Origin of the sequence: Oryzomicrobium sp. (assembly GCF_036820405.1) — a bacterium.
GTDB lineage: Bacteria > Pseudomonadota > Gammaproteobacteria > Burkholderiales > Rhodocyclaceae > Oryzomicrobium.
In genome coordinates this window covers 209,186-231,089 of the sequence record NZ_DAISLS010000005.1, presented here as the reverse complement: position 1 = coordinate 231,089, position 21,904 = coordinate 209,186, and the positions used below count along the sequence as shown (strand labels likewise).

The 21,904-nt window shown below is 66.0% G+C and carries 18 protein-coding genes; 5 read left to right on the top strand and 13 right to left on the bottom strand.

Features of this window, described 5'->3' with window-relative positions; genetic code table 11:
* Nucleotides 1-249: 249 nt before the first annotated feature.
* The 4 genes from V7Z98_RS06425 to V7Z98_RS06410 all read right to left on the bottom strand — a co-directional run bounded on the left by V7Z98_RS06425 (nucleotide 250) and on the right by V7Z98_RS06410 (nucleotide 4,485).
* Nucleotides 250-2,043: an acyl-CoA dehydrogenase gene (locus V7Z98_RS06425; protein WP_334157387.1), complete on the bottom strand. Its 1,794-nt coding sequence runs from the start codon at nucleotides 2,041-2,043 to the stop codon at nucleotides 250-252.
* Between the two features lie 61 nt (nucleotides 2,044-2,104).
* Nucleotides 2,105-2,770, bottom strand: a complete 666-nt coding sequence (locus V7Z98_RS06420; protein WP_334157386.1) for an energy-coupling factor ABC transporter permease — start codon at nucleotides 2,768-2,770, stop codon at nucleotides 2,105-2,107.
* Between the two features lie 17 nt (nucleotides 2,771-2,787).
* On the bottom strand, nucleotides 2,788-3,723 hold the full coding sequence (locus tag V7Z98_RS06415; RefSeq protein WP_293261665.1) for an electron transfer flavoprotein subunit alpha/FixB family protein: 936 nt from the start codon (nucleotides 3,721-3,723) through the stop codon (nucleotides 2,788-2,790).
* Nucleotides 3,724-4,485: an electron transfer flavoprotein subunit beta/FixA family protein gene (locus tag V7Z98_RS06410; RefSeq protein ID WP_334157385.1), complete on the bottom strand. Its 762-nt coding sequence runs from the start codon at nucleotides 4,483-4,485 to the stop codon at nucleotides 3,724-3,726.
* A 307-nt stretch (nucleotides 4,486-4,792) separates the two neighbouring features.
* On the opposite strand from V7Z98_RS06410, the gene V7Z98_RS06405 reads away from it, so the two are divergent.
* The 3 genes from V7Z98_RS06405 (at nucleotide 4,793) to V7Z98_RS06395 (ending at nucleotide 7,919) form a co-directional block, all read left to right on the top strand.
* Nucleotides 4,793-5,416 carry a TetR/AcrR family transcriptional regulator gene (locus tag V7Z98_RS06405; protein ID WP_293261671.1) on the top strand — a complete coding sequence of 208 codons (624 nt, stop codon included), beginning with the start codon at nucleotides 4,793-4,795 and terminating at the stop codon, nucleotides 5,414-5,416.
* Nucleotides 5,413-6,009: a TIGR00730 family Rossman fold protein gene (locus V7Z98_RS06400; RefSeq protein ID WP_334157384.1), complete on the top strand. Its 597-nt coding sequence runs from the start codon at nucleotides 5,413-5,415 to the stop codon at nucleotides 6,007-6,009. The genes V7Z98_RS06405 and V7Z98_RS06400 overlap by 4 nt, the downstream gene beginning before the upstream one ends.
* Before the next feature lie 317 nt (nucleotides 6,010-6,326).
* Nucleotides 6,327-7,919: a methyl-accepting chemotaxis protein gene (locus tag V7Z98_RS06395; protein ID WP_334157383.1), complete on the top strand. Its 1,593-nt coding sequence runs from the start codon at nucleotides 6,327-6,329 to the stop codon at nucleotides 7,917-7,919.
* 98 nt (nucleotides 7,920-8,017) lie between these two features.
* Here the strand turns inward: V7Z98_RS06395 and V7Z98_RS06390 are convergent, their stop codons facing one another.
* Entirely contained in the window at nucleotides 8,018-8,455 is a 438-nt protein-coding gene (locus V7Z98_RS06390; protein ID WP_334157382.1) for a MarR family winged helix-turn-helix transcriptional regulator, read from the bottom strand.
* Between the two features lie 317 nt (nucleotides 8,456-8,772).
* Between V7Z98_RS06390 and V7Z98_RS06385 the strand changes: the two genes are divergently transcribed.
* The gene (locus tag V7Z98_RS06385; RefSeq protein ID WP_334157381.1) at nucleotides 8,773-10,254 is read left to right on the top strand and encodes a DHA2 family efflux MFS transporter permease subunit; all 1,482 of its coding nucleotides are present in this window, start codon (nucleotides 8,773-8,775) and stop codon (nucleotides 10,252-10,254) included.
* Nucleotides 10,255-10,639: 385 nt separating this feature from the next.
* On the opposite strand, the gene V7Z98_RS06380 is transcribed toward V7Z98_RS06385, so the two are convergent.
* From V7Z98_RS06380 to ppx, 8 genes are all read right to left on the bottom strand, one after another.
* Nucleotides 10,640-11,425: an enoyl-CoA hydratase gene (locus V7Z98_RS06380; protein WP_334157380.1), complete on the bottom strand. Its 786-nt coding sequence runs from the start codon at nucleotides 11,423-11,425 to the stop codon at nucleotides 10,640-10,642.
* Nucleotides 11,426-11,570: 145 nt separating this feature from the next.
* Nucleotides 11,571-12,371 carry a hypothetical protein gene (locus V7Z98_RS06375; protein WP_334157379.1) on the bottom strand — a complete coding sequence of 267 codons (801 nt, stop codon included), beginning with the start codon at nucleotides 12,369-12,371 and terminating at the stop codon, nucleotides 11,571-11,573.
* 218 nt (nucleotides 12,372-12,589) lie between these two features.
* Nucleotides 12,590-14,230, bottom strand: coding sequence for an acyl-CoA synthetase (locus V7Z98_RS06370; protein WP_334157378.1), 1,641 nt, complete (start codon nucleotides 14,228-14,230; stop codon nucleotides 12,590-12,592).
* A gap of 75 nt (nucleotides 14,231-14,305) precedes the next feature.
* Nucleotides 14,306-14,797: an ABC-type transport auxiliary lipoprotein family protein gene (locus V7Z98_RS06365; protein WP_334157377.1), complete on the bottom strand. Its 492-nt coding sequence runs from the start codon at nucleotides 14,795-14,797 to the stop codon at nucleotides 14,306-14,308.
* Nucleotides 14,798-15,022: 225 nt separating this feature from the next.
* Nucleotides 15,023-15,958 (bottom strand): MlaD family protein, encoded by a 936-nt coding sequence (locus tag V7Z98_RS06360; RefSeq protein ID WP_334157376.1) that lies wholly within the window; start codon nucleotides 15,956-15,958, stop codon nucleotides 15,023-15,025.
* A gap of 23 nt (nucleotides 15,959-15,981) precedes the next feature.
* On the bottom strand, nucleotides 15,982-16,749 hold the full coding sequence (locus V7Z98_RS06355; RefSeq protein ID WP_334157375.1) for an ABC transporter ATP-binding protein: 768 nt from the start codon (nucleotides 16,747-16,749) through the stop codon (nucleotides 15,982-15,984).
* The gene (locus V7Z98_RS06350; RefSeq protein WP_334157374.1) at nucleotides 16,746-17,864 is read right to left on the bottom strand and encodes an ABC transporter permease; all 1,119 of its coding nucleotides are present in this window, start codon (nucleotides 17,862-17,864) and stop codon (nucleotides 16,746-16,748) included. The genes V7Z98_RS06355 and V7Z98_RS06350 overlap by 4 nt, the downstream gene beginning before the upstream one ends.
* Nucleotides 17,865-19,445: an exopolyphosphatase gene (gene ppx / locus V7Z98_RS06345; RefSeq protein ID WP_334157373.1), complete on the bottom strand. Its 1,581-nt coding sequence runs from the start codon at nucleotides 19,443-19,445 to the stop codon at nucleotides 17,865-17,867.
* A gap of 262 nt (nucleotides 19,446-19,707) precedes the next feature.
* Between ppx and ppk1 the strand changes: the two genes are divergently transcribed.
* On the top strand, nucleotides 19,708-21,807 hold the full coding sequence (ppk1, locus tag V7Z98_RS06340; RefSeq protein WP_334157372.1) for a polyphosphate kinase 1: 2,100 nt from the start codon (nucleotides 19,708-19,710) through the stop codon (nucleotides 21,805-21,807).
* Nucleotides 21,808-21,904 lie beyond the last annotated feature (97 nt).

Genomic DNA, 21,904 nt, shown 5'->3' with positions numbered 1-21,904 from the left:
CCGCCTGCGGGTCCGACACATGCCGCGATTCCAGGAGAAATTCCCTGGTGCCGTCATGGACAAGCCAATGGCATTGGAGTTCATGCCCTACAAATATTTTTTGAGCAAAATCAAGCCTGAAACAGACCTTCCGGAAAACTGACCGATAGCGCGCACCATTCCGGGCAGCCCGCGAACGGGCAAGAAAAAGCCCCGGCACCTTGCGGTGCCGGGGCTTTCCAGACATTACTTCCGGGCGATGCGGATCGCTTAGAACTGATCCTCGGCCAGGGCCATCGTACCGCTCGCGCCGGCCACGATGCTCTCGGCCAGGCCGTCAGCCTGGGTGAGGATGTGGTCGGCGTAGAAGCGGGTGGTGACGACCTTGGCAGCGTAGAACGGATCGGCGTCGCCGCCATCGATCTTGGCCTGGGCGATCAGGGCCGCCCGGGCCATCTGCCAGCCACCGGCGACGATGCCGGTGAGCTTGAGGAAGGGCACCGAGCCGGCGTGGGCCGCCTTGATGTCGCTGCCGTAGGTGGCGACCATGTACTCGGAGGCCTTGGCCAGGGCGGCAACGCCGTCGGCCAGGCGGGCACGGATCACAGCGAACTGCTCGCCCTTGGCCTCGGCCAGCTTGCCCAGGGTCTGTTGCATCAGACCGAGCACGGCCTTCATGGTGGCGCCGCCTTCCCGGGCCATCTTGCGGCCGATCAGGTCGTTGGCCTGGATGGCGGTGGTGCCTTCGTAGATGGCGGTGATGCGGGCATCGCGCAGGTGCTGGGCGGCGCCGGTTTCCTCGATGAAGCCCATGCCGCCGTGCACCTGCACGCCGGTGGAGGCGATCTCGATCGACTGCTCGGTGCTCCAGCCCTTGACCACTGGGATCATCAGGTCGGCGAAGGCCTGGTTCTTGGCCCGCTCGGCCTCGTCCGGATGGTGCTTGGCGGCGTCCATGGCGGCGGCGACCACGTAGGCCAGGGCGCGCATGGCCTCGGTCTGGGAACGCATGTTCATGAGCATGCGGCGCACGTCCGGGTGCTTGATGATGGCGACCTTGGGACCGCCGCGCACACCCACCTCGGTGCCCTGGATGCGTTCCTTGGCGTAGTCGCGGGCGCGCTGGTAGGCGCGCTCGGCCAGGGCCACGCCTTCCATGCCCACGGCGAAGCGGGCGGCGTTCATCATGATGAACATGTATTCCAGACCACGGTTTTCCTGGCCGACCAGGTAACCGATGGCGCCGCCGTTGTCGCCGAAGGCCATCACGGCGGTGGGGCTGGCGTGGATGCCGAGCTTGTGCTCGATGGACACGCAGTAGGCGTCGTTGCGCTCGCCCAGGCTGCCGTCGGCGTTGACCATGAACTTGGGCACGACGAACAGGGAGATGCCCTTCACGCCTTCGGGGGCGTCGGGCAGGCGGGCCAGCACCAGGTGCACGGTGTTGGACACCATGTCGTGGTCGCCGTAGGTGATGAAGATCTTCTGGCCGAACACCTTGTAGGTGCCGTTGCCCTGGGGCTCGGCGCGGGTGCGCACGGCGGCCAAGTCGGAACCGGCGTTGGGCTCGGTCAGGTTCATGGTACCGGTCCATTCGCCGGTCACCATCTTCGGCACGTAGCGCTGCTTGAGCTCGTCGGAGCCGGCCACCAGCAGGGCCTCGATGGCGCCCTGGGTGAGCATGGGGCACAGGGAGAAGGCCATGTTGGCCGACTTCCACATCTCGTTGACCGGGGTGGAGATGATCTTGGGCAGGCCCTGGCCGCCGAATTCGGGGTCACAGGCCAGGGCGGTCCAGCCGTTCTCGGCGAACTGCTGGTAGGCGGCCTTGAAGCCGGCCGGCATGGTCACGGCGTTGTTGGCCCATTTGGCGCCTTCCTGGTCGCCGCTGTAGTTGAGGGGCGACAGGACATTGCCGGCGAACTTGGACGCTTCGTCGAGGATGGCATCGGCCAGGTCGGCGGTCGCTTCTTCGCAGCCGGGCAGCTGGGCAACCTGCTCCAGACCGGCCAGTTCCTGCATCACGAACTGCATTTCGCGAAGGGGGGCGATGTATTCAGCCATGGAAAGCTCTCCTTAATGGTGGATGCGTTGATTTGAGCAAGCGAACTACGGTCGTTCTGTTTTATTTTTTGGCCAGGTACTGGGCATCGTCGAACAGCGACACCCATTCGGGCCGGTAGATCACCATCAGGGTCACCACCATCCCGGCCAGCCATCCCTCAGAAAAGCCAAGCAGCAAAAAGTACGGCAGGTAATCCTCGAACAGCGTGCCGAAGGGGTAGAGCCCCGCACTGCCGAGGGCCAGCAGGACGGTCAGGCCGGTGAGGAACACCACCAGGGCCGAACCAAAGAATCCGTTGGCGAAGATGAAGACGAAGACGTTTTTGGGCAGGTAGCGGTCCCCCAGCCGGAACAGCCCCCAGCTGAGGCCCACCGGCAGGGCCACCATGAGCAGCGCATTGAGGCCGAAGGCCTCCCAGCCGGCACTGCCGTTGAGCGTCACCGCCGCCAGCACCGCGGTCAACCCGAGGAAAGCCAGGTTCGGCCCCACCTCCAGGGTGAACACCATGGCGCCGAGCAGGTGCAGGGACAGGCCGGGAAGCACTCCGGCCTTGAGGCTCCACAGCAGCGTCAGGGCGACGATGGAGCCGAGCCAGACATTGCTCAACCCACCGTCGGTGAGACGCCGCCACGGCGCCCAGCGCAGCGCCCCGGCCAGAATCAGCGCGAACAGCCCCCAGCCGACGCCGATCCAGGCGCTGCCGAGAAGGCCGTCCGGCAGGTTCATGGCCGGGGGCGGGCCGCTCAGAGGGCGGCGGTGAGCTGGGGCACGGCCTCGAAGAGGTCGGCCACCAGACCGTAGTCGGCCACCTGGAAGATCGGCGCTTCCGGATCCTTGTTGATCGCCACGATCACCTTGGAATCCTTCATGCCGGCCAAGTGCTGGATCGCGCCGGAGATGCCGACGGCGATGTACAGCTCGGGGGCGACGATCTTGCCGGTCTGGCCCACCTGGTAGTCGTTGGGCACGAAGCCCGCGTCCACCGCGGCGCGGGAAGCGCCCAGGGCGGCGCCCAGCTTGTCGGCCAGGGGCTCGAGCAGGGCCTTATAGTTGTCGCCGTTGCCGACACCGCGGCCGCCGGAGACGATCACCTTGGCGGCGGTCAGCTCGGGACGCTCGGACTTGGTGATCTCGCGACCCACCAGCTTGCTCTTGCCGAAGTCGGCAGCAGCGGCCACCGGCGCCACGCTGGCGGCACCGCCGTCGGCGGCAGCGTCGAAGGCGGTGGTACGGACGGTGATGACCTTCACCGCGTCGGCGGACTTGACCGTGGCCAGGGCGTTGCCGGCGTAGATCGGGCGGACGAAGGTGTCGGCGCCTTCAACACCGACGATGTCGGAGATCTGGGCCACGTCGAGCAGGGCGGCAACGCGCGGCAGGGCGTTCTTGCCGTTGGCGGTGGCGGGGGCCAGCACGTGGCTGTAGCCGCCGGCCTTGGCCACGTCGACGATCAGGGCGGCCAGGTTCTCGGCGGTCTGGTCGCCGTAGTGGGCGGCGTCGGCCAGCTTCACCTGGGCCACGCCGGCCAGCTTGGCGGCCTGGTCGGCCACGGCGGCGCAACCGGCACCGGCCACCAGCACGTGGATGTCGCCGCCGATCTTGGCGGCAGCCGTCACCGCATTGCGGGTGGCGGCCTTGAGTTGGGCGTTGTCGTGTTCGGCAATAACGAGAATGGCCATTTAGATCACCTTCGCTTCGTTCTTGAGCTTTTCCACCAGCTGGGCCACGTCGGCCACCATCACGCCGGCCTGGCGCTTGGCCGGCTCGGCGACCTTGATGGTGGTCAGGCGGGGGGCCACATCGACGCCCAGGTCGGCCGGCTTGACGGTGTCGAGCGGCTTCTTCTTGGCCTTCATGATGTTGGGCAGGGTGGCGTAGCGCGGCTCGTTCAGGCGCAGGTCGGTGGAGATCACCGCCGGCAGGCTGACTTCCAGGGTTTCCAGGCCGCCGTCCACTTCGCGGGTCACGGTGGCCTTGTCGCCGGCCACCACGACCTTGGAGGCGAAGGTGGCTTGCGGCCAGTTGGCTAGGGCGGCGAGCATCTGACCGACCTGGTTGGCGTCGTCGTCGATGGCCTGCTTGCCGCAGATCACCAGTTGGGGCTGTTCCTTGTCGGCCAGGGCCTTGAGCAGCTTGGCCACGGCCAGGGGCTGCAGGGTCTCGGCTTCTTCGGCGCTGGTTTCGATCAGGATCGCCCGGTCGGCACCGATGGCCAGGGCCGCGCGCAGGGTTTCCTGGCAGGCGGCGGCGCCGGCGGAAACGGCCACCACTTCGGTGGCAATGCCGGCTTCCTTGAGGCGGACGGCCTCTTCAACGGCGATTTCGTCGAAGGGGTTCATCGACATTTTCACGTTGGCGATATCCACGCCCGTGCCGTCGCTCTTGACCCGCACCTTGACGTTGTAATCCACCACTCGCTTGACTGGTACCAGGATCTTCAAGACTTTCTCCTCACAAGTGTCCTCTGTCCGAGGGAAACATGAGCGCACATGCTACGCCGGCGCACGCCCCTTTGCATGCCCCGCCGCCGGGCGGAGCATTCCGCAGCGCCCGCCCCGCCGCGGTTTGACAGCGAATGGGGCACCCCGGACAATAAGCCCATACCTTGCGGTATGGATTCGCATACGGTACCGTATGGAAAAAAACGCGTCAAGCCGTCGTCCCGCCCGGGTTTCCAGGCGCAAGGCCGGCCAAGCGCATCGCACCGCCACGGCGCTGCCCCCTCCCCCAACACTCTCGGGACCCGCCATGCCCCAGGAACGCGTCAAAACCCGTACCTCGCTGGACCGCAGCGACTGGATTCACGCCGCCCTCGACGTCCTGGCCGACAAGGGCCTGGACGGCCTGCGCGTGGAAGTGCTGGCAAAAGCCTTCGGCGTCACCAAGGGCAGCTTCTACTGGCACTTCAAGGACCGCCAGGATCTGCTTTCCGCCGTCCTCACCCTGTGGAAGGAAGGACGGATCAAGGACATCATCAAGCAGACCACCGCCGCTCCCGGCCGCACGCTGCCCCAGATCTACCACGTCATCGAGGTGTACTCGGCGGCCCGCAGCCGCAAGGGGATGAACATCGAACTGGCGATCCGCGACTGGGCCCGGCGCGATCCCGAAGCCGCCGCCGTGGTCGAAGAGGTGGACCGCTGGCGCCTCGAATGCGCCAGCCGCCTGTTCATCGAATGCGGCCTGCCGGAAAAGGAAGCGAAGAGCCGCAGCCTGCTGCTCTACGCCTACGTCTTCGGCCAGAGCCTGATGGTGTTCGACCAATACGACGCCGACGTGCCGAGCCTGCAAAGCTGGATCGCCGACGTCATCACCCTCCCCACCCCCCCGGCGTTCCCCGCCGGCAACGCCGTTCCGGCCACCCAATCATGACCACGCCCCTCACCCACGTCTGCGTCTACTGCGGCTCCAACACCGGCACCCGCCCCGAATACGCCGAGGCCGCCCAGCAGCTGGGCCGCCTGCTGGCCGAGCGGAGCCTGACCCTGGTCTATGGCGGTGGCAACATCGGCCTGATGGGCATCGTCGCCGACGCCACCCTGGCCGCCGGCGGCCGGGTCGAGGGCATCATTCCCCAGGCCCTGGTGGACAAGGAAGTGGCCCACCTGGGGCTGACCGAACTGGTCACCGTGGCCAACATGCACGAGCGCAAGCTGGAGATGGCCAACCGGGCCGGCGCTTTCATCGCCCTGCCTGGCGGCATCGGCACCCTGGAAGAGCTGTTCGAGGTGTGGACCTGGCTGCAACTGGGCTTTCACGCCAAGCCCGTGGCCCTGCTCAACACGGCCGGCTACTACGACCACCTGCTCAAGTTCATCGACCATCAGGTGGATGAGCGCTTCCTCAAGCCGCACCAGCGCGACCTGCTCCAGGTGAGCGCCGATCCGGCCGCCCTGCTCGACCGGATCGCCAGCTACCAGCCCGAAGCGGGCGACAAATGGTATTCGCGCCGCAATCTCGCCTGAATCTCGCCGAAAACCGACGCCAGCATCGCATTCCGCCCCCGAAAGCGGCGGATGAAACGGGAACAAAGGCCAAACCCGTCCGGTTTTTCTATACGTAACCCCCGCCGGATCGCAAGCAACCGCGCGGTGCCATAGCGAAAATGGCGACAAATTTATTTTGTTGCGTATAATATTTCATTGATATTTCAGATCAGCTTCAAAGCTGTCGAAAACATCAATAAAAATGCTTAAAAAATAAGAGCCGGCAGCAATGACCGGACAGCAGCGGCACGCTCAAGCAGCGCCGTTCCGCCCACCCCCCGCGAGACAAACACCCCATGAAGGCCAACCTCCCCGTCACCGGGGTCGAGCGCATGCTCGACCCCGGGCGCCCGATCGTCACCAAGACCGACACCAAAGGCCGCATCACCTACGCCAACGATGCCTTCGTGCAGATCAGCGGCTTTTCCGCCGCCGAACTGATTGGCCAGAACCACAACGTGGTGCGCCACCCGGACATGCCGCCGGAAGCCTTCGCCGACCTGTGGAGCACCGTCCAGGCCGGCCTGGCCTGGCGGGGTCTGGTCAAGAACCGCTGCAAGAACGGCGACCACTACTGGGTCGACGCCTATGTCACCCCCATCACCGAGGACGGCCACGCCGTCGGCTACATGTCGGTGCGCTCCCGCCCTTCCGCCGAGGATGTGCGGGCGGCGGAAAGCCTTTACGACGTCGTGCGCCGCCAGCAGGCCACCCTGCCCGCCACCGCCCGGCAGCGCCACCGCCTGTCGATCAAGCAATCCCTGCTGGCCTTTTCCGTGGCCTTGATCGCCCTGCCCCTGGCCGCCACCCAGGTGCCGGCCCCCTGGCTGCTCACCGTGCTGGCCGGCAACACCCTGCTCGCCCTGGCTTTTGCCGCCTGGCTGTTGAGCAACGTGCGCCTGCCCCTCAAGCAGGCCAACGCCATCATCCGGGAACTGAGCGAGGGCCGGCTCAACGCCGCCTTCGCGCCGCAGCACCGCTTCAAGCTCAACCGCCTGACCATGCGCCTGCAATCCCTGCGGGTGCATCTGCGCGCCATCTTCGCCGACGTGCTGGCCCATAGCCGGCAGGTGGAAGAAGAAGCCCATTCGATCCAGGCCCAGATGGCGTGCATCACCACCACAGCCCGGGAACAGGCCGGCCACGTGGAATCGGTGAGCGCCTCCATGGAACAACTGGCGGTGGCCTCGGCGGACATCGCCGGCCACGCCGGCACCGGCTTCAGCCTGGCGGAACAGGCCCTGGCCGAGGTAGGCCACGGCCAGGCCCAGATGGCCGAAACCCGGACCCTGTCGCACCAGGTGCTGGCAGTGGTCGGCTCCCTGCACGGTCAGCTCGAACGCCTGGGCCAGTCGGTGGGCCAGATCGGCTCCCTGAGCAACACCATCCGGGAGATCGCCGACCAGACCAATCTGCTCGCCCTCAACGCCAGCATCGAGGCCGCCCGGGCCGGCGAGGCCGGGCGCGGCTTTGCCGTGGTGGCCGACGAGGTGCGCAAGCTGGCCGAGCGCACCGGGGATTGCACCGCTGACATCGCCGCCACCCTGGTGGATATCGGCCGGGAATCCCAGGCCGCTCTGGACACCATGGGCGAAGCCGCCGCCCGGATCGAGCAGAGCGGCAGCCAGATCGAACGCTGCGACCAGAGCCTGGCCGCCATCCGCCAGGCCAGCGAATCGGCCCGCCGGGCCAGCGAGGAAATCCGCACCATGCTGGAGCAGCAGGCCAGCCTGACGGAGAACGTGGCCCAGACCCTGGAGCGTTTCCGCCAGAACCTGGAACAGGGGGTGGAGGACGTGGAGAAGGTGGGGGCCTCGGTGGAGGTTCTGACCCGCACGGCGGATGAGCAATACCAGCTGGTGCGCCACCTGGAAGGCCGGCTGGGCTGATTCCGCCCGGCGTCCTCACGGGCCGCCTGCGGGCGGTCTTTGCACTCATGGGTAGAGCGAACGGCCGGCGATGGGATCGCGGGCCGAACGCCCGGCACCTATCCCTTGCGCGACTGGAGCAGCTGAAACACCCGGTCGAGCAGTTCGGTGCCCTGGGCCAGGGCATCCTCGTCGATGCCAGCGAGCAGGTCCCGGCTGAAGGCATCGAGTTCCTGTTGCAAGCCTTCAGTCAGGATCAATCCTTCGGTGGTCAGGGTCAGGAGCTTGCTGCGCCGGTCCTTGGGATCGGTGCTGCGGACGACCCAGCCCTGCCCTTCCAGGCGGTCGAGCAGGCGCACCAGGGTCGGCCCCTCGATGGCCAGGCGCCCGGCCAGCTCGGTCTGGTTCATCGGCTCGGCCCGGTTGCGCAGGATCAACAAGGTGCGCCAGGTGGCCTGGGACAGGCCGGTGGGCTTGAGCCGCTGGTCCAGGGCCTGGCGGTAGAGGGCGGCGGTGCGGTGCAGCAGAAAGGCAAAACGTTGCGGCAGGTTGTCCATGTTCCTTCTCTCCGGAACGGGAATGGCGCCCGGGCATGTGGTATTGCGGCGCCGGACGGCACGGCCGCAGGCGCGGGCATGGGCGTCGAAGCGTTGCAGCGCCGGATCGGGCGGTGAACGGGCAGGTGAAGTTTCGTCGCGGCAATCGGCAATCGGCACTCAGCAATCGAAACTGCGCGCTCAACCGCTCCTGAAACTTCGTCACAATAATTAGCTTGCTAATTATTTCTCCGATACCTTATCATCTTTGCATTAGCCCGGCAAGGAAGGATCGCCGGTACTCGGCCCCAGCGCGCTCCGGCGCCCTCTTCCCGTCCATGACCGCTCCCCACACTCCGCCGCCCCATCCCCGCTCCCTGGCCGCCCTGCGCCAGCGCCACGGCGACGCCTACAAATGGCGCCTGCTCATCGCCATGTCCGTGGGCATGGTGGCGTCCGTCATGTCGGCCACCATCTTCAACGTGGCCACGCCCCACTTGATGCGCGACTTCGGCCTGGGCCACGACGCGGTGCAGTGGGCGGTGACCGCCTACATGGCGGCCATGACCGTGGCCATGCTGCCCACGGCTTGGCTGATCGACCGCTTCGGCTTCCGCCACGTCTTTCTCGGCGCCCTGGTCATTCTCGGCATCGGCAGCATCGGCGGCGCCCTGAGCCCGGCCTTCGGCGTGGTGGTGGCGATGCGCATCCTGCAAGGGCTGGCCGCCGGCATGCTGCAACCCATGTCCACCCTGATGGTGTTGCGCGCCTTCCCCCTCGAAGACCAGGGCCGAGCCATGGGCCTGCTCGGCTTCGGCATCGTCCTGGCCCCAGCGGTGGCGCCGGTGCTGGGGGGCTTTCTGGTGGACCACTTCGGCTGGCGGCCGATCTTTTTGATCGTCCTGCCCGGCTGCATCCCGGCCCTGATCATGGGCCACTTCCTGATGCCCCTGCGCGACGTGGATACCCCCTCCGGCCTGCCGCCCCGCCATGGCTTCGACTGGTGGGGCCTGGGCCTGCTCGGCACCGCCATCCTGGCCCTGTTGCAGACTGCCAGCGGCCTGCACGCCCACGGCTTCGCCTCCCTGCCGACCATGGTCGGGGTGAGCATTGCAACGGTGGCCCTGGCCCTGTTCGTCCGCCATTCGCGGCGCGTGCCCGGCGCCCTCATCCAGGCCAGCATCTTCCGCGACCGGCCGCTGCGCGTCGGCACCGTGGTGGCCTTCACTTACGGCCTGGGCCTGTTCGGCTCCACTTACCTGTTGCCGGTGTTCATGCAGACCGTGCTGCACTTCAACGCCACCTCCGCCGGCCTGGTGCTGCTGCCCAGCGGCATCGCCCTGGCCCTGATGATGCCGGTGGCGGGCAACCTGACCAACAAGCTCGCCACCCACCGCCAGACCGCCGCCGGCATGGCCCTGTTCGCCTTGGCCTTCTTCATGTTCTTCGCCGTGGCCTATGGCGAGCATCCGGCCTGGCTGGCCGCCGGCCTGACGGTAGCCGCCGTGGTCAGCCGCATCGGCCTGGCCCTGACCCTGCCGGCGCTCAACATCGGGTCGCTACGCACCCTGCCCAAGGACAAGACGGCCCAAGGCTCCAGCCTGACCAACTGCGTGCGCCAGGTGGGCGGCACCATGGGCATCAGCCTGGGGGCCGTGTTCGTCGAGACCCGCAGCCAGATGCTCGGCGGCGGCAACGGCGCCGAGCACGAGGCCTTTGCCGAAGCCTTCCTGATCATCGGCGCGCTGTTCGTCCTGGCCACCGTGATCGCCCTGGGCATGAAAGCAAAAACCGCCCAGCCCGAAACCGTTTCGGAGTGAGCGGCAAGGCATGGGCAGGAAGCGTGGCGGGGCGCCGGAGTCAGCCAGAGTCAGCTGTCGGCCGGGGTCAGCCCTCGGCCGGAGTCAGCGGAGTCAGCCAGTGGCAGCCATCGGTCGTTTGTCGGCCCGGTGCTGCCCCGGAATCTCCTGAACCCACGGCCCCCTCTCCCGCCCTCAGCCCCAGGCTTTCACCCGGGGCAAAATCGGCGTCGTATTTTTTTGGCCTGGCCGGAACACCGCGCCAGTGCTTGATCTCCAGGCACCCTACCCACAGCGCAAGAATTGGCGCGGCTCTCCAGGCATACCCCGTGAAAGTCCGCGCCAGGCCTAGGGTTTAGGGCAGCCGCTCGAAAGCGGCCCCGTAGCGCCGGCTGTCAACGCCGGATCAGCAGCCCTTCCACACCGCCGGACGCTTGGCAATGAAGGCGTCGATGCCCTCGGCCACGTCCTCGGCCATGGCGTTGCAGGCCATCACCTCGCCGGCCAGCTGGTAGGCGGACTCCAGCCCCATTTCCAGCTGGCGGTAGAACACCTGCTTGCCGGCGGCCACGGCCACCGGGGTCTTGGCGATGATGCTGGCGGCCAGCTTGTCCACCTCAGCGTCGAGCTGCTCCAGGGGCACCACCCGGTTCACCAGGCCCCGTTCCTTGGCCTCGGCGGCCGAGATGAATTCCCCGGTGAGCAGCATCTCCATGGCCTGCTTGCGCCCCAGGTTGCGCGACAGCCCCACCCCCGGGGTGGCGCAGAACAGCCCCACGTTGATGCCCGAAACGGCGAACTTGGCCACGTCGGCCGCCACCGCCAGGTCGCACATCGACACCAGCTGACACCCCGCCGCGGTGGCGATGCCATGGACCCGGGCGATCACCGGCTGGGGCAGCTTGGTCACGGTCATCATGACCTTGGTGCACTCCTTGAACAGGGCCTGCATGAAGGCCTTGTCATGGTTGGCACGCATTTCCTTGAGATCGTGGCCGGCACAGAACGCCTTGCCATCGCCGGCAATCACCACCACCCGCACCTTGGAGTCCTGGGCGATGGCATCCAGCTCGGCCTGCAGGGCGGCCAGCATCTCCTTGGACAGGGCGTTGAACTGGCTTGCGCGGTTGAGGGTGAGCGTCGTCAGGCCGTCGGGGCGGTCTTGGCGTAGGACGTAGGGGAGAATAGTCATTTAGCATGTCTCTTTAAAAATGAATTAACTTTCCATATTCCAAAACACTCTCACACCAACCCTTCCAAACAGAATAAAAACAATATAACCCCAAAGTAGCCGCACATCATAGCCACAACAACCCAACCTAATAGCCAACTAAAAATTATATTTTTGGGCCACTAAAATTCGCTTTTGGCGAATCATCCAGACCATCCAATTCAAGTCGACTATAAATAGCATTATCAACCAAATTAATATTTGTATTCGGCGAAATATCAGGACCCAATATAGTCTGAGCAACAATTAGATAACGAACTCCTCCATTAGCGCCAAGAAACCCCTTTACCGCATCAACACTTTCTTCATCAAAGTCAAGCTCGTACCCCTGAAAATATCTATTGGTCAAGCAGTATGAAAAATATTCGCAGTATGGGTAAACATTTCGGTCATTCTTATTAAGAACCAACAAATGACTAGTTGGCAGTGTGAAGGAACTAGCTTGGTGGGTTCCACTTTTTTCTTGGCAATCATAAAAAACAGTGCGATGAAAAGAAGAATTACTGCCATATCTTTTAAGCTGATCCTCATCGAGAGCTGCAAAACATGACTTGGACTCATCACTAGAGTTGTGGTAAATGCGCTTTGCTTCAAGGAAAGCAACACCTTCTAAAACCTTAGAGGAATCAAATATTAGTTGCACAAGGACACCAATATCACCATGCTTTTGCTCCATCCCCATTTCCATGGTGTTCTTATACACATCCCAGCAACACTTTATATTCTTCCCGCTTACCTTATCCTTCTCAATTGTAACTGAGGAGTGCTCATCTCTTAGCGCAGCCAAAAGATTTCTTGTGAGGTGATCCTCATCTTTCCAATCCCTCGGGTAACATTTCAAAAGAGACTCATTTACTGTCTTATTAACAGCCTCATGCCAATCAAACCATTTGCGGTATTTTTTCATTTCTTAACAAGGAGTAAAAATATCATAGGCTTTCATAAAAAAACGCACCACCTTGCAAAAAAACCTCATTATCTTTGCTTTCATTAGAAATGAATAAACAAAAAGCATTAATTATTCGTCTCTTTATTAAATAAATTATTTAAAATCGATCTTGTCGCAAAAATAAAACGCCCCGGACAGCAAAGCCCGAGGCGTTTTTAATCGCAAGCCGCTAAAACTTACTCAAACGCCGCCGTCGACTTCGCCCGGTCACGCAGCACGAACTTCTGGATCTTGCCCGTGGAGGTCTTGGGCAGGGCGCCGAAGATCACGCGCTTGGGCACCTTGAAGCGAGCCATGTGCTCGCGGCAGAACTCGATCATCTCTTCTTCCGTGGCGTTGCTGCCTTCGCGCAGTTCGACGAAGGCGCAGGGCACTTCGCCCCACTTCGGGTCGGGGGTGGCGACCACCGCCGCGGCCAGCACCGCCGGGTGCTTGTAGAGGGTGTCTTCCACCTCGATCGACGAGATGTTCTCGCCGCCGGAGATGATCACGTCCTTGGAGCGGTCCTTGATCTTGACGTAGCCGTCGGGCTGCATCACCGCCAGGTCGCCGGTGTGGTAGTAGCCGCCGGCGAAGGATTCGGCCGTGGCCTTCTCGTTCTTCAGGTAGCCCTTCATCACCAGGTTGCCGCGGAACATGATCTCGCCCATGGTCTCGCCGTCCCAGGGCACCGGGGCCATGGTGACGGGGTCGAGCACGGTGACGTCTTCCTGGCCGTGGTAGCGCACGCCCTGGCGGCCGTTGAGGGTCACCTGGTCGGCCAGGGGCAGACTGTCCCACTCGGTGTGCTTGGCGCACACCGAGGCCGGGCCGTAGGTTTCGGTCAGGCCGTAGACGTGGGTGATGTTGATGCCGATCTTGGCCATGCTCTCGATCATCGAGGCCGGCGGGGGGGCGGCGGCCACCAGGCCGGAGACGCCGTGGGTGATGCCTTCGCGCCATTCGGCCGGGGCGTTGGCGATCATGCTGTGCACGATCGGGGCGCCGCAGTAGTGGGTGACCTTGTGCTCGCGCATCAGGGTCAGGATCAGCTTGGCATCCACCTTGCGCAGGCAGACGCTGGTGCCGGCGTTGGCGGCCATGGTCCAGGGGAAGCACCAGCCGTTGCAGTGGAACATGGGCAGGGTCCACAGGTACACCGAGTGGGGCGGCATGCCCCAGGAGACGATGTTGGACACGGCGTTGAGGTAGGCGCCCCGGTGGTGGTAGACCACGCCCTTGGGGTTGCCGGTGGTGCCGGAGGTGTAGTTGAGGGAGATGGCGTCCCACTCGTCGTCGGCACCGCGCCAGGCGAAGTCTTCGCTACCGGCGGCCAGCAGGGCCTCGTAGTCGATCTCGCCGAGGCGCTCGCCCGGGCCGGTGTATTCAGGATCGTCCACGTCGATCACGGTGATGGCGCGGCCGAGCTTTTCCAGGGCGCCCTTGACGATGTGGGAGTATTCCTTATCGGTGATGAGAATCTTGGCCTCGCCGTGGTTGAGCATGAAGGCCACGGCTTCCGGGTCGAGACGGGTATTCAGGGTGTTGAGCACGGCGCCGGTGACGGGCACGCCGAAGTGGCACTCGTACATCTCCGGGGTGTTGTTGAGCATCACCGCCACGGTGTCGCCCTTCTTGATGCCCCGGGCGACCAGCGCCGAGGCCAGGCGCTTGGCCCGGGCGAAGGTCTGGCCCCAGGTGTAGCGGCGCTGGCCGTGGATCACCGACAGCCGGTCCGGGTAGATGTACGCCGAACGGGCGATGAAGGTCAGCGGGGTCAGCGGAACGTAGTTGGCCTGATTCTTTTCCAGGCCGATTTCGTAGATGTTTTGAGCCATGCGCAATCCTTCGATCCCTATTTGGATTCTGAATACTTAATTACGAAGCGAGCTTCGAACTATACCGCCCCTTCCTTACTTCGTCCTTGCGTCACGGCAAACCGCGCCGTTTTCGCTGTCGAGGCGGGCCACCAGCACGGCGGCATCCCGGTACAGGGCGTCCGCCGCCTGGGCCTGGGCCGCCACGCCGCCCCGGGCATCCGGCGTTGGCGCCGGCACCGCGTAGGCCACGTCCCGACCGGCCACCAGGCGCCGGCGGGCGTCAAGCACCGTCAGGCGCCCGGCCAGGCGGGCCTGGCTGGCGTCCGGCGCCGTGAAGGTCTGCTCGAACAGGTCTACCTCCACCCGCACCAGGCAACCGCCCTGCCCCGCCGCGCCAAGCTGGCGCCGCAACCGCGCCGCCAGCAACTGGGACGGCGCCGCCGCCCAACGGCTCTGGGCGTAGTCGCGGCGCCGGGTGGCGTCCTCATAGGCCAGCCGGTAGGTCATGGCCTCGCTGTCCATCCAGCCCGGCAGGCGCACCTCCACCGCCAGGGGATAGGGGTGCAGCGCCCCGGCGTCGGGCACCCCCAGGTCGAACGCCGCGACTGGCGCGGTGTTTCGGGTAGCACACCCGGAGAGGCCCGCCAGCAAAAGGATTCCGAGCACGATGCCCGGAAAGCCAATACTGGCGCGGGGTTTGGTGAAAGGTGATTTTAACGGCATAAACGGCCTCGTAAAGTCGGGACGCTCGAAATGGTGCAGCGGAGTAGCGCTTCAGCGGCCTGCAAGCCCGGCCACCGGCGACGGCCCTCAGGGCGCCGTGCCGCCGGCCGGCGCGGCAAAGCCGGCTTCGCCCGGACCCGGCGCCGCCGGTGGGGCGCCGAAAATCAGGCTCTGGGGATTGCGCTCCAGGTGCTTGAGCAGCCGGTTGAGCTGGCGCACGTCGGTGGCCACCTGGCCGGCCAGTTCGTCCCAGCGCGGCGAGAGCACGCCGAAGCCGCTGCCGGCGGATTCTTCCACGCCCCGGTCGAGGCGTTCGGCCACGGATTGCAGGCGCCCCGCCAGCTGCTGGGCCTCGCGCAGGGTGCCGGCGGCCTCTTGGGTGGCGGCGGCGGTGTTCTTGAGGGTGCTTTGCAGGGCGGCGACGTTCTCGGGCGAGACGGCGCTGCGCAGGCCGGCCAGGGTGGGTTGCAGCTCCCGGGTGGCGGCTTCCAGGTGGTCCAGGGTGGCGGCCATGCGCGCCCGGTTGTCGTCGTCGGTGAGCTTGTTGAGGTTGGTCACCAGCTGGCGTACCTGGCGCAGCACGTCGGCGCCGGAATCGGCCAGTTCATCCACCAGGGAGGGCTTCATGGCGATCACCGCCGGGGCCTGTTCCGTGGACACCAGGGGCGTGGGGTCGCTGCCCGATTCTTCGAGCTGCACGTAGGCGATGCCGGTGATGCCCTGGTAGCCGAGCTTGGCGGTGGTGCCGCGGGTGAGCGGCACGTCGTCGCGGATGCGGATGCGGATGTGGATCACCGCCGGATCGCGGTGGTCCAGGTCGATGCCCTGCACCCGGCCGACCCGGATGCCCCGGTAGCGCACCTGGCCCTGGGGGTTGAGGCCGGTGACGTTGGCCCGGGTCTCCACCACGTAGTCCCGGGTCTTCTCCTGCTTGTTGCCGAACCACCAGAAGGCAAAGGCCGCGGCGATCCCGAGCAGGATCACGAACAGGCCGGCAAGAAGGGCATGGGCACGATTTTCCACGGCAGGCAGTCGTCGTCAGGAAGTCAGGGTTGAGGGGCAGGCGCGCCGGCAAAGAAGGCCTGGATGAAGGGGTGGTCGCTGCGCCGCACCGCTTCCGGGGAGCCTACCGCCACCAGCTGGCCGTCGGCCAGCACCGCCACCTGGGTGGCGAGAGCCGAGAGGGATTCGACGTCGTGGGTGACCATCACCACGGTGAAGTGCAAGGCTTCCTGCAAGCAGCGGATCAAGTGCACGAAACTGCGGCTGCGGTCCGGGTCCAGGCCCGAGGTGGGCTCGTCGAGCACCAGCAGGTCCGGCTCCAGGGCCAGGGCCCGGGCCAGGGCAACGCGCTTGACCATGCCGCCGGACAATTCGGCCGGCATCAGGTGGGCGTGGCGCGGTTCCAGCTCCACCTGGGCCAGCTTCTGCAACACCAGGGCGCGGATCAGGTCCGGGTCGAACCACTTCAGTTCGCGCAGCGGAAAAGCGATGTTGTCATAGACCGACAAGGCCGAAAACAGTGCCCCTTGCTGAAAGAGCACGCCGAGGCGGCGCTTCAGGGCACGGCGCTCGTCCCCGGGCACCCGGTACAGGTCGGCGCCGAACAGGCGCACCTGGCCCTGCCAGGGCGGCAGCAGGCCGACCATCTGGCGCAGCAGGGTGGTCTTGCCGCTGCCCGAGCCGCCGACGATGGCGCACACGCTGCGCCGCGGCACCTCCAGGGAAATGCCCTGGTGGATGACGTGGCGGCCGTAGCGGGACCACACCTGGTCCAGGGCCACCGCCGGGGTCGGGTCGCAGGGGCCGTTCATTGGGCGGGAATCCCGATTTCCCGGGTGATCAGGGCGAAGATGGCGTCGGCCAGGATCACCACGGTGATGGCGGTGACCACCGAGCTGGTGGTGCGGGCCGACAGGCTCTCGGTGTTGGGCCGCACCTTGAGGCCGAAGTGGCAGGCGATCTGGGCGATGAGAAAGCCGAACACGGCGCCCTTGGTCAGGGCGATCCACAGGTTGGGCACCGGCACCGCCCGGGCCAGGCCGTGGAGCAGGAAGTCGAAGGTCAGCCCCAGTTGCAGGTGGGCCGAGACCATGCCGCCGAGCAGGCCCATGGCCGAGGTCCACACCACCAGCAGCGGCATGGCCAAGGTCAGGGCCGCCACCCGGGGCAGCACCAGGCGCAGGGTGGCGGGAATGCCCATGGTGGTCAGGGCGTCGATCTCCTCGGTGACCCGCATCACGCCGATCTGGGCGGTCATGGCCGAGCCGGAGCGCCCCGCCACCAGCACCGCGGCGAGTACCGGGCCAAGCTCGCGGATGATGGCCAGCCCCATGACGTTGACGATCAGGGGCTCGGCGCCGAAGTTGCGCAGTTGCAGGGCAGACAGGTAGCTGATCACCACGCCGACGAGAAAGCCCACCAGGGCCGTCACCGGCAGGGCCTGGGTACCGCTCTTGTAGACGGTGGCGGAAAACTCGCGGAAGGGAATCCGGCGCGGGTTGCGCAGCAGGCCCACGGCATCCAGGACGAGCCGGCCGAGCAACTCTGTGAGTTCGACGAAATTGCGCCCGGCGCGCAGCACCTGGTTGCCCAGGGCTTCCACCTCGGCGAAAGGCCGGCGCGGTGCCGGCGGCAGGGCCTCGGGCACCGCCGCGGCCCGAGCGAAGGCCACCCGCTCTTCGTCACCGAGGGCCACCTCGGCGGGCCAGGCCCGGCCCCAGGCCCGCCACACCAGGGTGGCGGCGGCGCTGTCGAGGCGCTCCACCCCGGTCAGGTCCCAGGGCAGGCGGCGGGCGGCGAAATCGGCGAGGCGGGCTTCGAGGACGTTGCGGGGCACGGGCTGGCGGACCAGGTTGGCCAGCGTCCAGTCGCCGGCCAGGACGATGCGTCCACCCTCTTCCTTGAGAACCAGTCCCCCGCCGGGCATTTAGGCGGCTTGGGTGAAGGCGCCCGGCACGACCCGGGGGGCCTCGCCCTCTCCCGGCAGGGCGACCACGTTGCCGCTGCGCTCGCCCCGTCCCCGGGGCTTGAGCCGGAACGTCAGGCCGACGCCGCGCCAAGCCTCGGCCTCGTCGTCCAGAGCGGCGGCGGTGAGCGGGTTGGCGGCCAGCCAATCGCCGGGCAGTTCGAGCAGGAAGCCCTTATCGCCGGCGCGCACGCCCCATTCGCTGGGCGGGTGGCTTTCCCGGGAGCGCATCAGAATGGTGGCCAGGCGCAGGGCAAAGACCATCAGCCAGTTCACGTCGCCGTAGGGCAGCGCCCCCACCTTCTGCAACTTGCCCTTGTGGCCGAGCACCAGCATGGCCAGGCGGGCCTGCTCCTTCTTGGAGAAGCCGGGCATGTCGGCAAAGGTGAGGATGTAGGCGCCGTGCTTGTGGTAGCCGTTGTGGGCCACCGACAGGCCCAGCTCGTGCAGCCGGGCCGCCCAGCACAGGAAGTGCTCGTCGTTGACGTGCTCCACCGGGTGGGTGTCGAGCCGCCCCGGGGTGAGGGCGCGGAACACGGTCAGGGCCACCTGCTCGACCCGGCCCGCCTGGGCGGAATCGACCTGGTAGCGGCGCATGAACTGGGTGACCGTGGCGTCGCGCATGTCGCTGTGGTGGAAGCGGCCGAGCAGGTCGTAGAGCACCCCCAGGCGCAGGGCGCCGTCGGTGTAGGTCATGCGCTCGATGTTTAGCTCCTGGAACACCGCCATCATGATCGCCAGGCCGCCCGGAATCACCGGCAGGCGGTCGGACTTGAGGCCTTCCAGGTCCAGGGCTTCCAGGGAGCCGGCCTTGATCAGCAGTGCCTTCATGCGCTCCATGCCGGCCCGGGTGATGCCGATGGCGCCCCCCGGGTTGAGGCCGTTCAGTTCCAGCACGTCGGCGATGGCCCGGGCCGAACCGGATGAGCCCACGGCCTCTTTCCAGCCCTGGCGCAGGTAGTCGTGGGCGATGGTCTGGATTTCCTTGCCGGCGGCCACCTCGGCCTCGCGGAAGCGCTTCTTGTCGATGCGCCCGTCCGGGAAGAAGCGCCCGGTGTAGCTGACACAGCCCATGTACAGGGATTCCATGGCCATGGGGTCGAAGCGCTTGCCGATGATGAATTCGGTGGAGCCGCCGCCGATGTCCACCACCAGCCGCTTGTGGGCCACCTGGGGCAGGGAGTGGGCGGCGCCGATGTAGATCAGGCGCGCCTCTTCGCGGCCGGCGATGATTTCGATGGGAAAGCCCAGGGCGGCCTCGGCCAGTTGCAGGAATTCGCCGGCGTTCTTGGCCACCCGCAGGGTGTTGGTGGCCACGGCCCGGACCTTTTCCGGCGGAAAGCCGCGGATGCGCTCGCCGAACTTGGCCAGGGCATCCAGGGCACGGCGCTGGGAGGCGTCGTCCATGTAGCGCTCGGCAGTCAGCCCCGAGGCCAGCCGGACCGCCTCCTTGAGGGAATCCAGGGTATAAATCTGGTCATCCACCACCCGCCCGACTTCGAGGCGAAAGCTGTTGGACCCGAGGTCGACAGCGGCAATCAATTCGTTTTGCATGATGGGCGGGAGGCGACGATGCGGCGCTAGGCCGGGATGGAAAACCGGGGCATTCTAACACCCCGGCACGGCGGAAAAGGGGTTGCAAACCGGTTGCAAACGCTTCGCACTACCGGGCCAAACCCCGCGCCAGTACTGGATCTTGGCCATACCGTGAAAAAATTCCGCCTGTCATCTTTGCGCAACAACCTTGTAACATAATTTGGCGCCCCAACACCGAATACTGCCCGCCGACAGAGCCCCCGACGCCATGAACCGCATGACCTTGACCCGCCGCTTTCCCCCGGAAAACTACCTGAACCGCGAACTGGGGCTGCTCGCCTTCAACCGCCGGGTGCTGGCCCAGGCCGAAGACGCCCGCATGCCCCTGCTCGAACGGCTGCGCTTCCTGTGCATCGTCTCCTCGAACCTGGACGAGTTCTTCGAAATCCGCGTCGCCGGACTCAAGGAACAGCTCAAGCTCGGCTCCACCACCCGCACCACCGACGGCAAGACGCCCCGGGAGGTGTACCGCCAGGTGAGCCATGAGGCGCACCGCATGGTGGCCGAGCAGTACACCCTGCTCAACCAGGAGATCCTCCCGGCCCTGGACGCCGAGGGCATCCGCTTCCTGCGCCGCACCACCTGGACCGACATCCAGCGGGAATGGATTCGGGACTACTTCTTCCGCGAGGTGATGCCGGTGCTCACCCCGATCGGCCTCGACCCCTCCCACCCCTTCCCGCGCATCCTCAACAAGAGCCTCAACTTCGCCGTGGAACTGGAAGGCCGGGACGCTTTCGGGCGCAATTCCGGCGTGGCCATCGTCCAGGCCCCCCGGGCCTTGCCCCGGGTCATCCGCCTGCCCGCCGAGCTGGCCGGGTGCGAGTACGGCTACGTCTTCCTCTCGTCGGTGCTGCACGCCTTTGTCGGCGAGCTGTTCGCCGGCATGACGGTGCGCGGCTGCTACCAGTTCCGCGTCACCCGCAATTCCGACCTGTTCGTGGACGAGGAAGAGGTCAAGAACCTGCGCACCAAGATCCAGGGCGAGCTGCCCCAGCGCCACTTCGGCGACGGGGTGCGCCTGGAAGTGGCCGACAGCTGTTCTGACACCATGTCCGAATTCCTGCTCAACCAGTTCGCCCTGGAGCCCCAGGACCTGTACCGGGTCAACGGCCCGGTGAACCTGGTGCGCCTGATGCAGGTGCCGGATTGGGTGGACCGCCCCGACCTGAAGTTCCCGCCCTTCGCCTCGGGCTTTCCCAAGGCCTTGCAGAAGAAGCGCAGCGTGTTTTCCGCCATGCGCGAGGGCGACATCCTGCTGCACCACCCCTACCAGAGCTTCGCCCCGGTGGTGCAGTTGCTCGAAGAGGCCGCCGACGATCCCCAGGTGGTGGCGATCAAGATGACGGTGTACCGCACCGGCACCGACTCGGTGCTGATGAACGCCCTGATCCGCGCCGCCCAGAACGGCAAGGACGTGACCGCGGTGGTGGAACTGCTGGCCCGCTTCGACGAAGAGGCCAACATCAACTGGGCCAACAAGCTCGAAGAGGTGGGCGCCCACGTGGTCTACGGCGTGGTGGGCTACAAGACCCACGCCAAGATGCTGATGATCGTGCGCCGCGAACGGGACGAGGACGCGGGCCGCAGCCGCCTGCGCCGCTACGTGCACCTGGGCACCGGCAACTACCACCCGCGCACCGCCCGGCTGTACACCGACTTCGGCCTGCTCACCAGCAACGAGGAAATGGGGGCCGACGTGTCGGAGGTGTTCAAGCAGCTCACCGGTCTCGGCCGCGCCCAGGCCCTGCATCACCTGTGGCAGGCGCCCTTCTCCCTGCATTCCAACGTGGTCGCCGCGATCAAGCGGGAAACCGAAGTGGCCAAGGCCGGCGGCAAGGGCCGCATCATCGCCAAGATGAACTCCCTGCTGGAGCCGGAAACCATCGCCACCCTCTACGAGGCCAGCCAGGCCGGGGTGGACATCGACCTGATCGTGCGCGGCGTGTGCGCCCTGCGCCCGGGGGTGAAGGGGCTGTCCGAGAACATCCGGGTGCGCTCGGTGATCGGCCGCCTGCTCGAACACCACCGCATCTTCTACTTCTGGGCCGAGGGTGAGGAAAACGTCTACCTGTCCAGCGCCGACTGGATGGAGCGCAACTTCTTCCGCCGCATCGAGCTGTGCTTCCCGGTGCGCGATCCGCGCCTCAAGAAGCGCGTCATCGCCGAGGGCCTGCGCATGTACCTGGCGGACAATCAGCAAGCCTGGGAGATGGATTCCAACGGCACCTACCACCGCAAGCGCCAGGGCCGGGCCAAGCCCCGGTCAGCGCAAAACGAACTGATGGCGGCCCTGGGCGGGGTCTGAGGGCGCGCGCCCTGCTCACCCGCCCCCCCTGAGCGCCGCACCGGGGCTGGCGCCAGGGCGGCCAACCCGGTCCCAAATCCGGCGCCGGGCCGGGTGA

What these genes read in the sequence shown, in the direction of transcription:
- V7Z98_RS06350 (WP_334157374.1), bottom strand. Translation starts at nt 17,864, where the DNA reads ATGCCCGGCGGGGGACTGGTTCTCAAGGAAGAGGGTGGACGCATCGTC.
- V7Z98_RS06420 (WP_334157386.1), bottom strand. Translation starts at nt 2,770, where the DNA reads ATGAACCTGCCGGACGGCCTTCTCGGCAGCGCCTGGATCGGCGTCGGC.
- V7Z98_RS06385 (WP_334157381.1), top strand. Translation starts at nt 8,773, where the DNA reads ATGACCGCTCCCCACACTCCGCCGCCCCATCCCCGCTCCCTGGCCGCC.
- V7Z98_RS06370 (WP_334157378.1), bottom strand. Translation starts at nt 14,230, where the DNA reads ATGGCTCAAAACATCTACGAAATCGGCCTGGAAAAGAATCAGGCCAAC.
- V7Z98_RS06400 (WP_334157384.1), top strand. Translation starts at nt 5,413, where the DNA reads ATGACCACGCCCCTCACCCACGTCTGCGTCTACTGCGGCTCCAACACC.
- V7Z98_RS06380 (WP_334157380.1), bottom strand. Translation starts at nt 11,425, where the DNA reads ATGACTATTCTCCCCTACGTCCTACGCCAAGACCGCCCCGACGGCCTG.
- V7Z98_RS06395 (WP_334157383.1), top strand. Translation starts at nt 6,327, where the DNA reads ATGAAGGCCAACCTCCCCGTCACCGGGGTCGAGCGCATGCTCGACCCC.
- V7Z98_RS06425 (WP_334157387.1), bottom strand. Translation starts at nt 2,043, where the DNA reads ATGGCTGAATACATCGCCCCCCTTCGCGAAATGCAGTTCGTGATGCAG.
- ppk1 (WP_334157372.1), top strand. Translation starts at nt 19,708, where the DNA reads ATGAACCGCATGACCTTGACCCGCCGCTTTCCCCCGGAAAACTACCTG.
- V7Z98_RS06355 (WP_334157375.1), bottom strand. Translation starts at nt 16,749, where the DNA reads ATGAACGGCCCCTGCGACCCGACCCCGGCGGTGGCCCTGGACCAGGTG.
- V7Z98_RS06390 (WP_334157382.1), bottom strand. Translation starts at nt 8,455, where the DNA reads ATGGACAACCTGCCGCAACGTTTTGCCTTTCTGCTGCACCGCACCGCC.
- V7Z98_RS06405 (WP_293261671.1), top strand. Translation starts at nt 4,793, where the DNA reads ATGCCCCAGGAACGCGTCAAAACCCGTACCTCGCTGGACCGCAGCGAC.
- V7Z98_RS06415 (WP_293261665.1), bottom strand. Translation starts at nt 3,723, where the DNA reads ATGGCCATTCTCGTTATTGCCGAACACGACAACGCCCAACTCAAGGCC.
- V7Z98_RS06375 (WP_334157379.1), bottom strand. Translation starts at nt 12,371, where the DNA reads ATGAAAAAATACCGCAAATGGTTTGATTGGCATGAGGCTGTTAATAAG.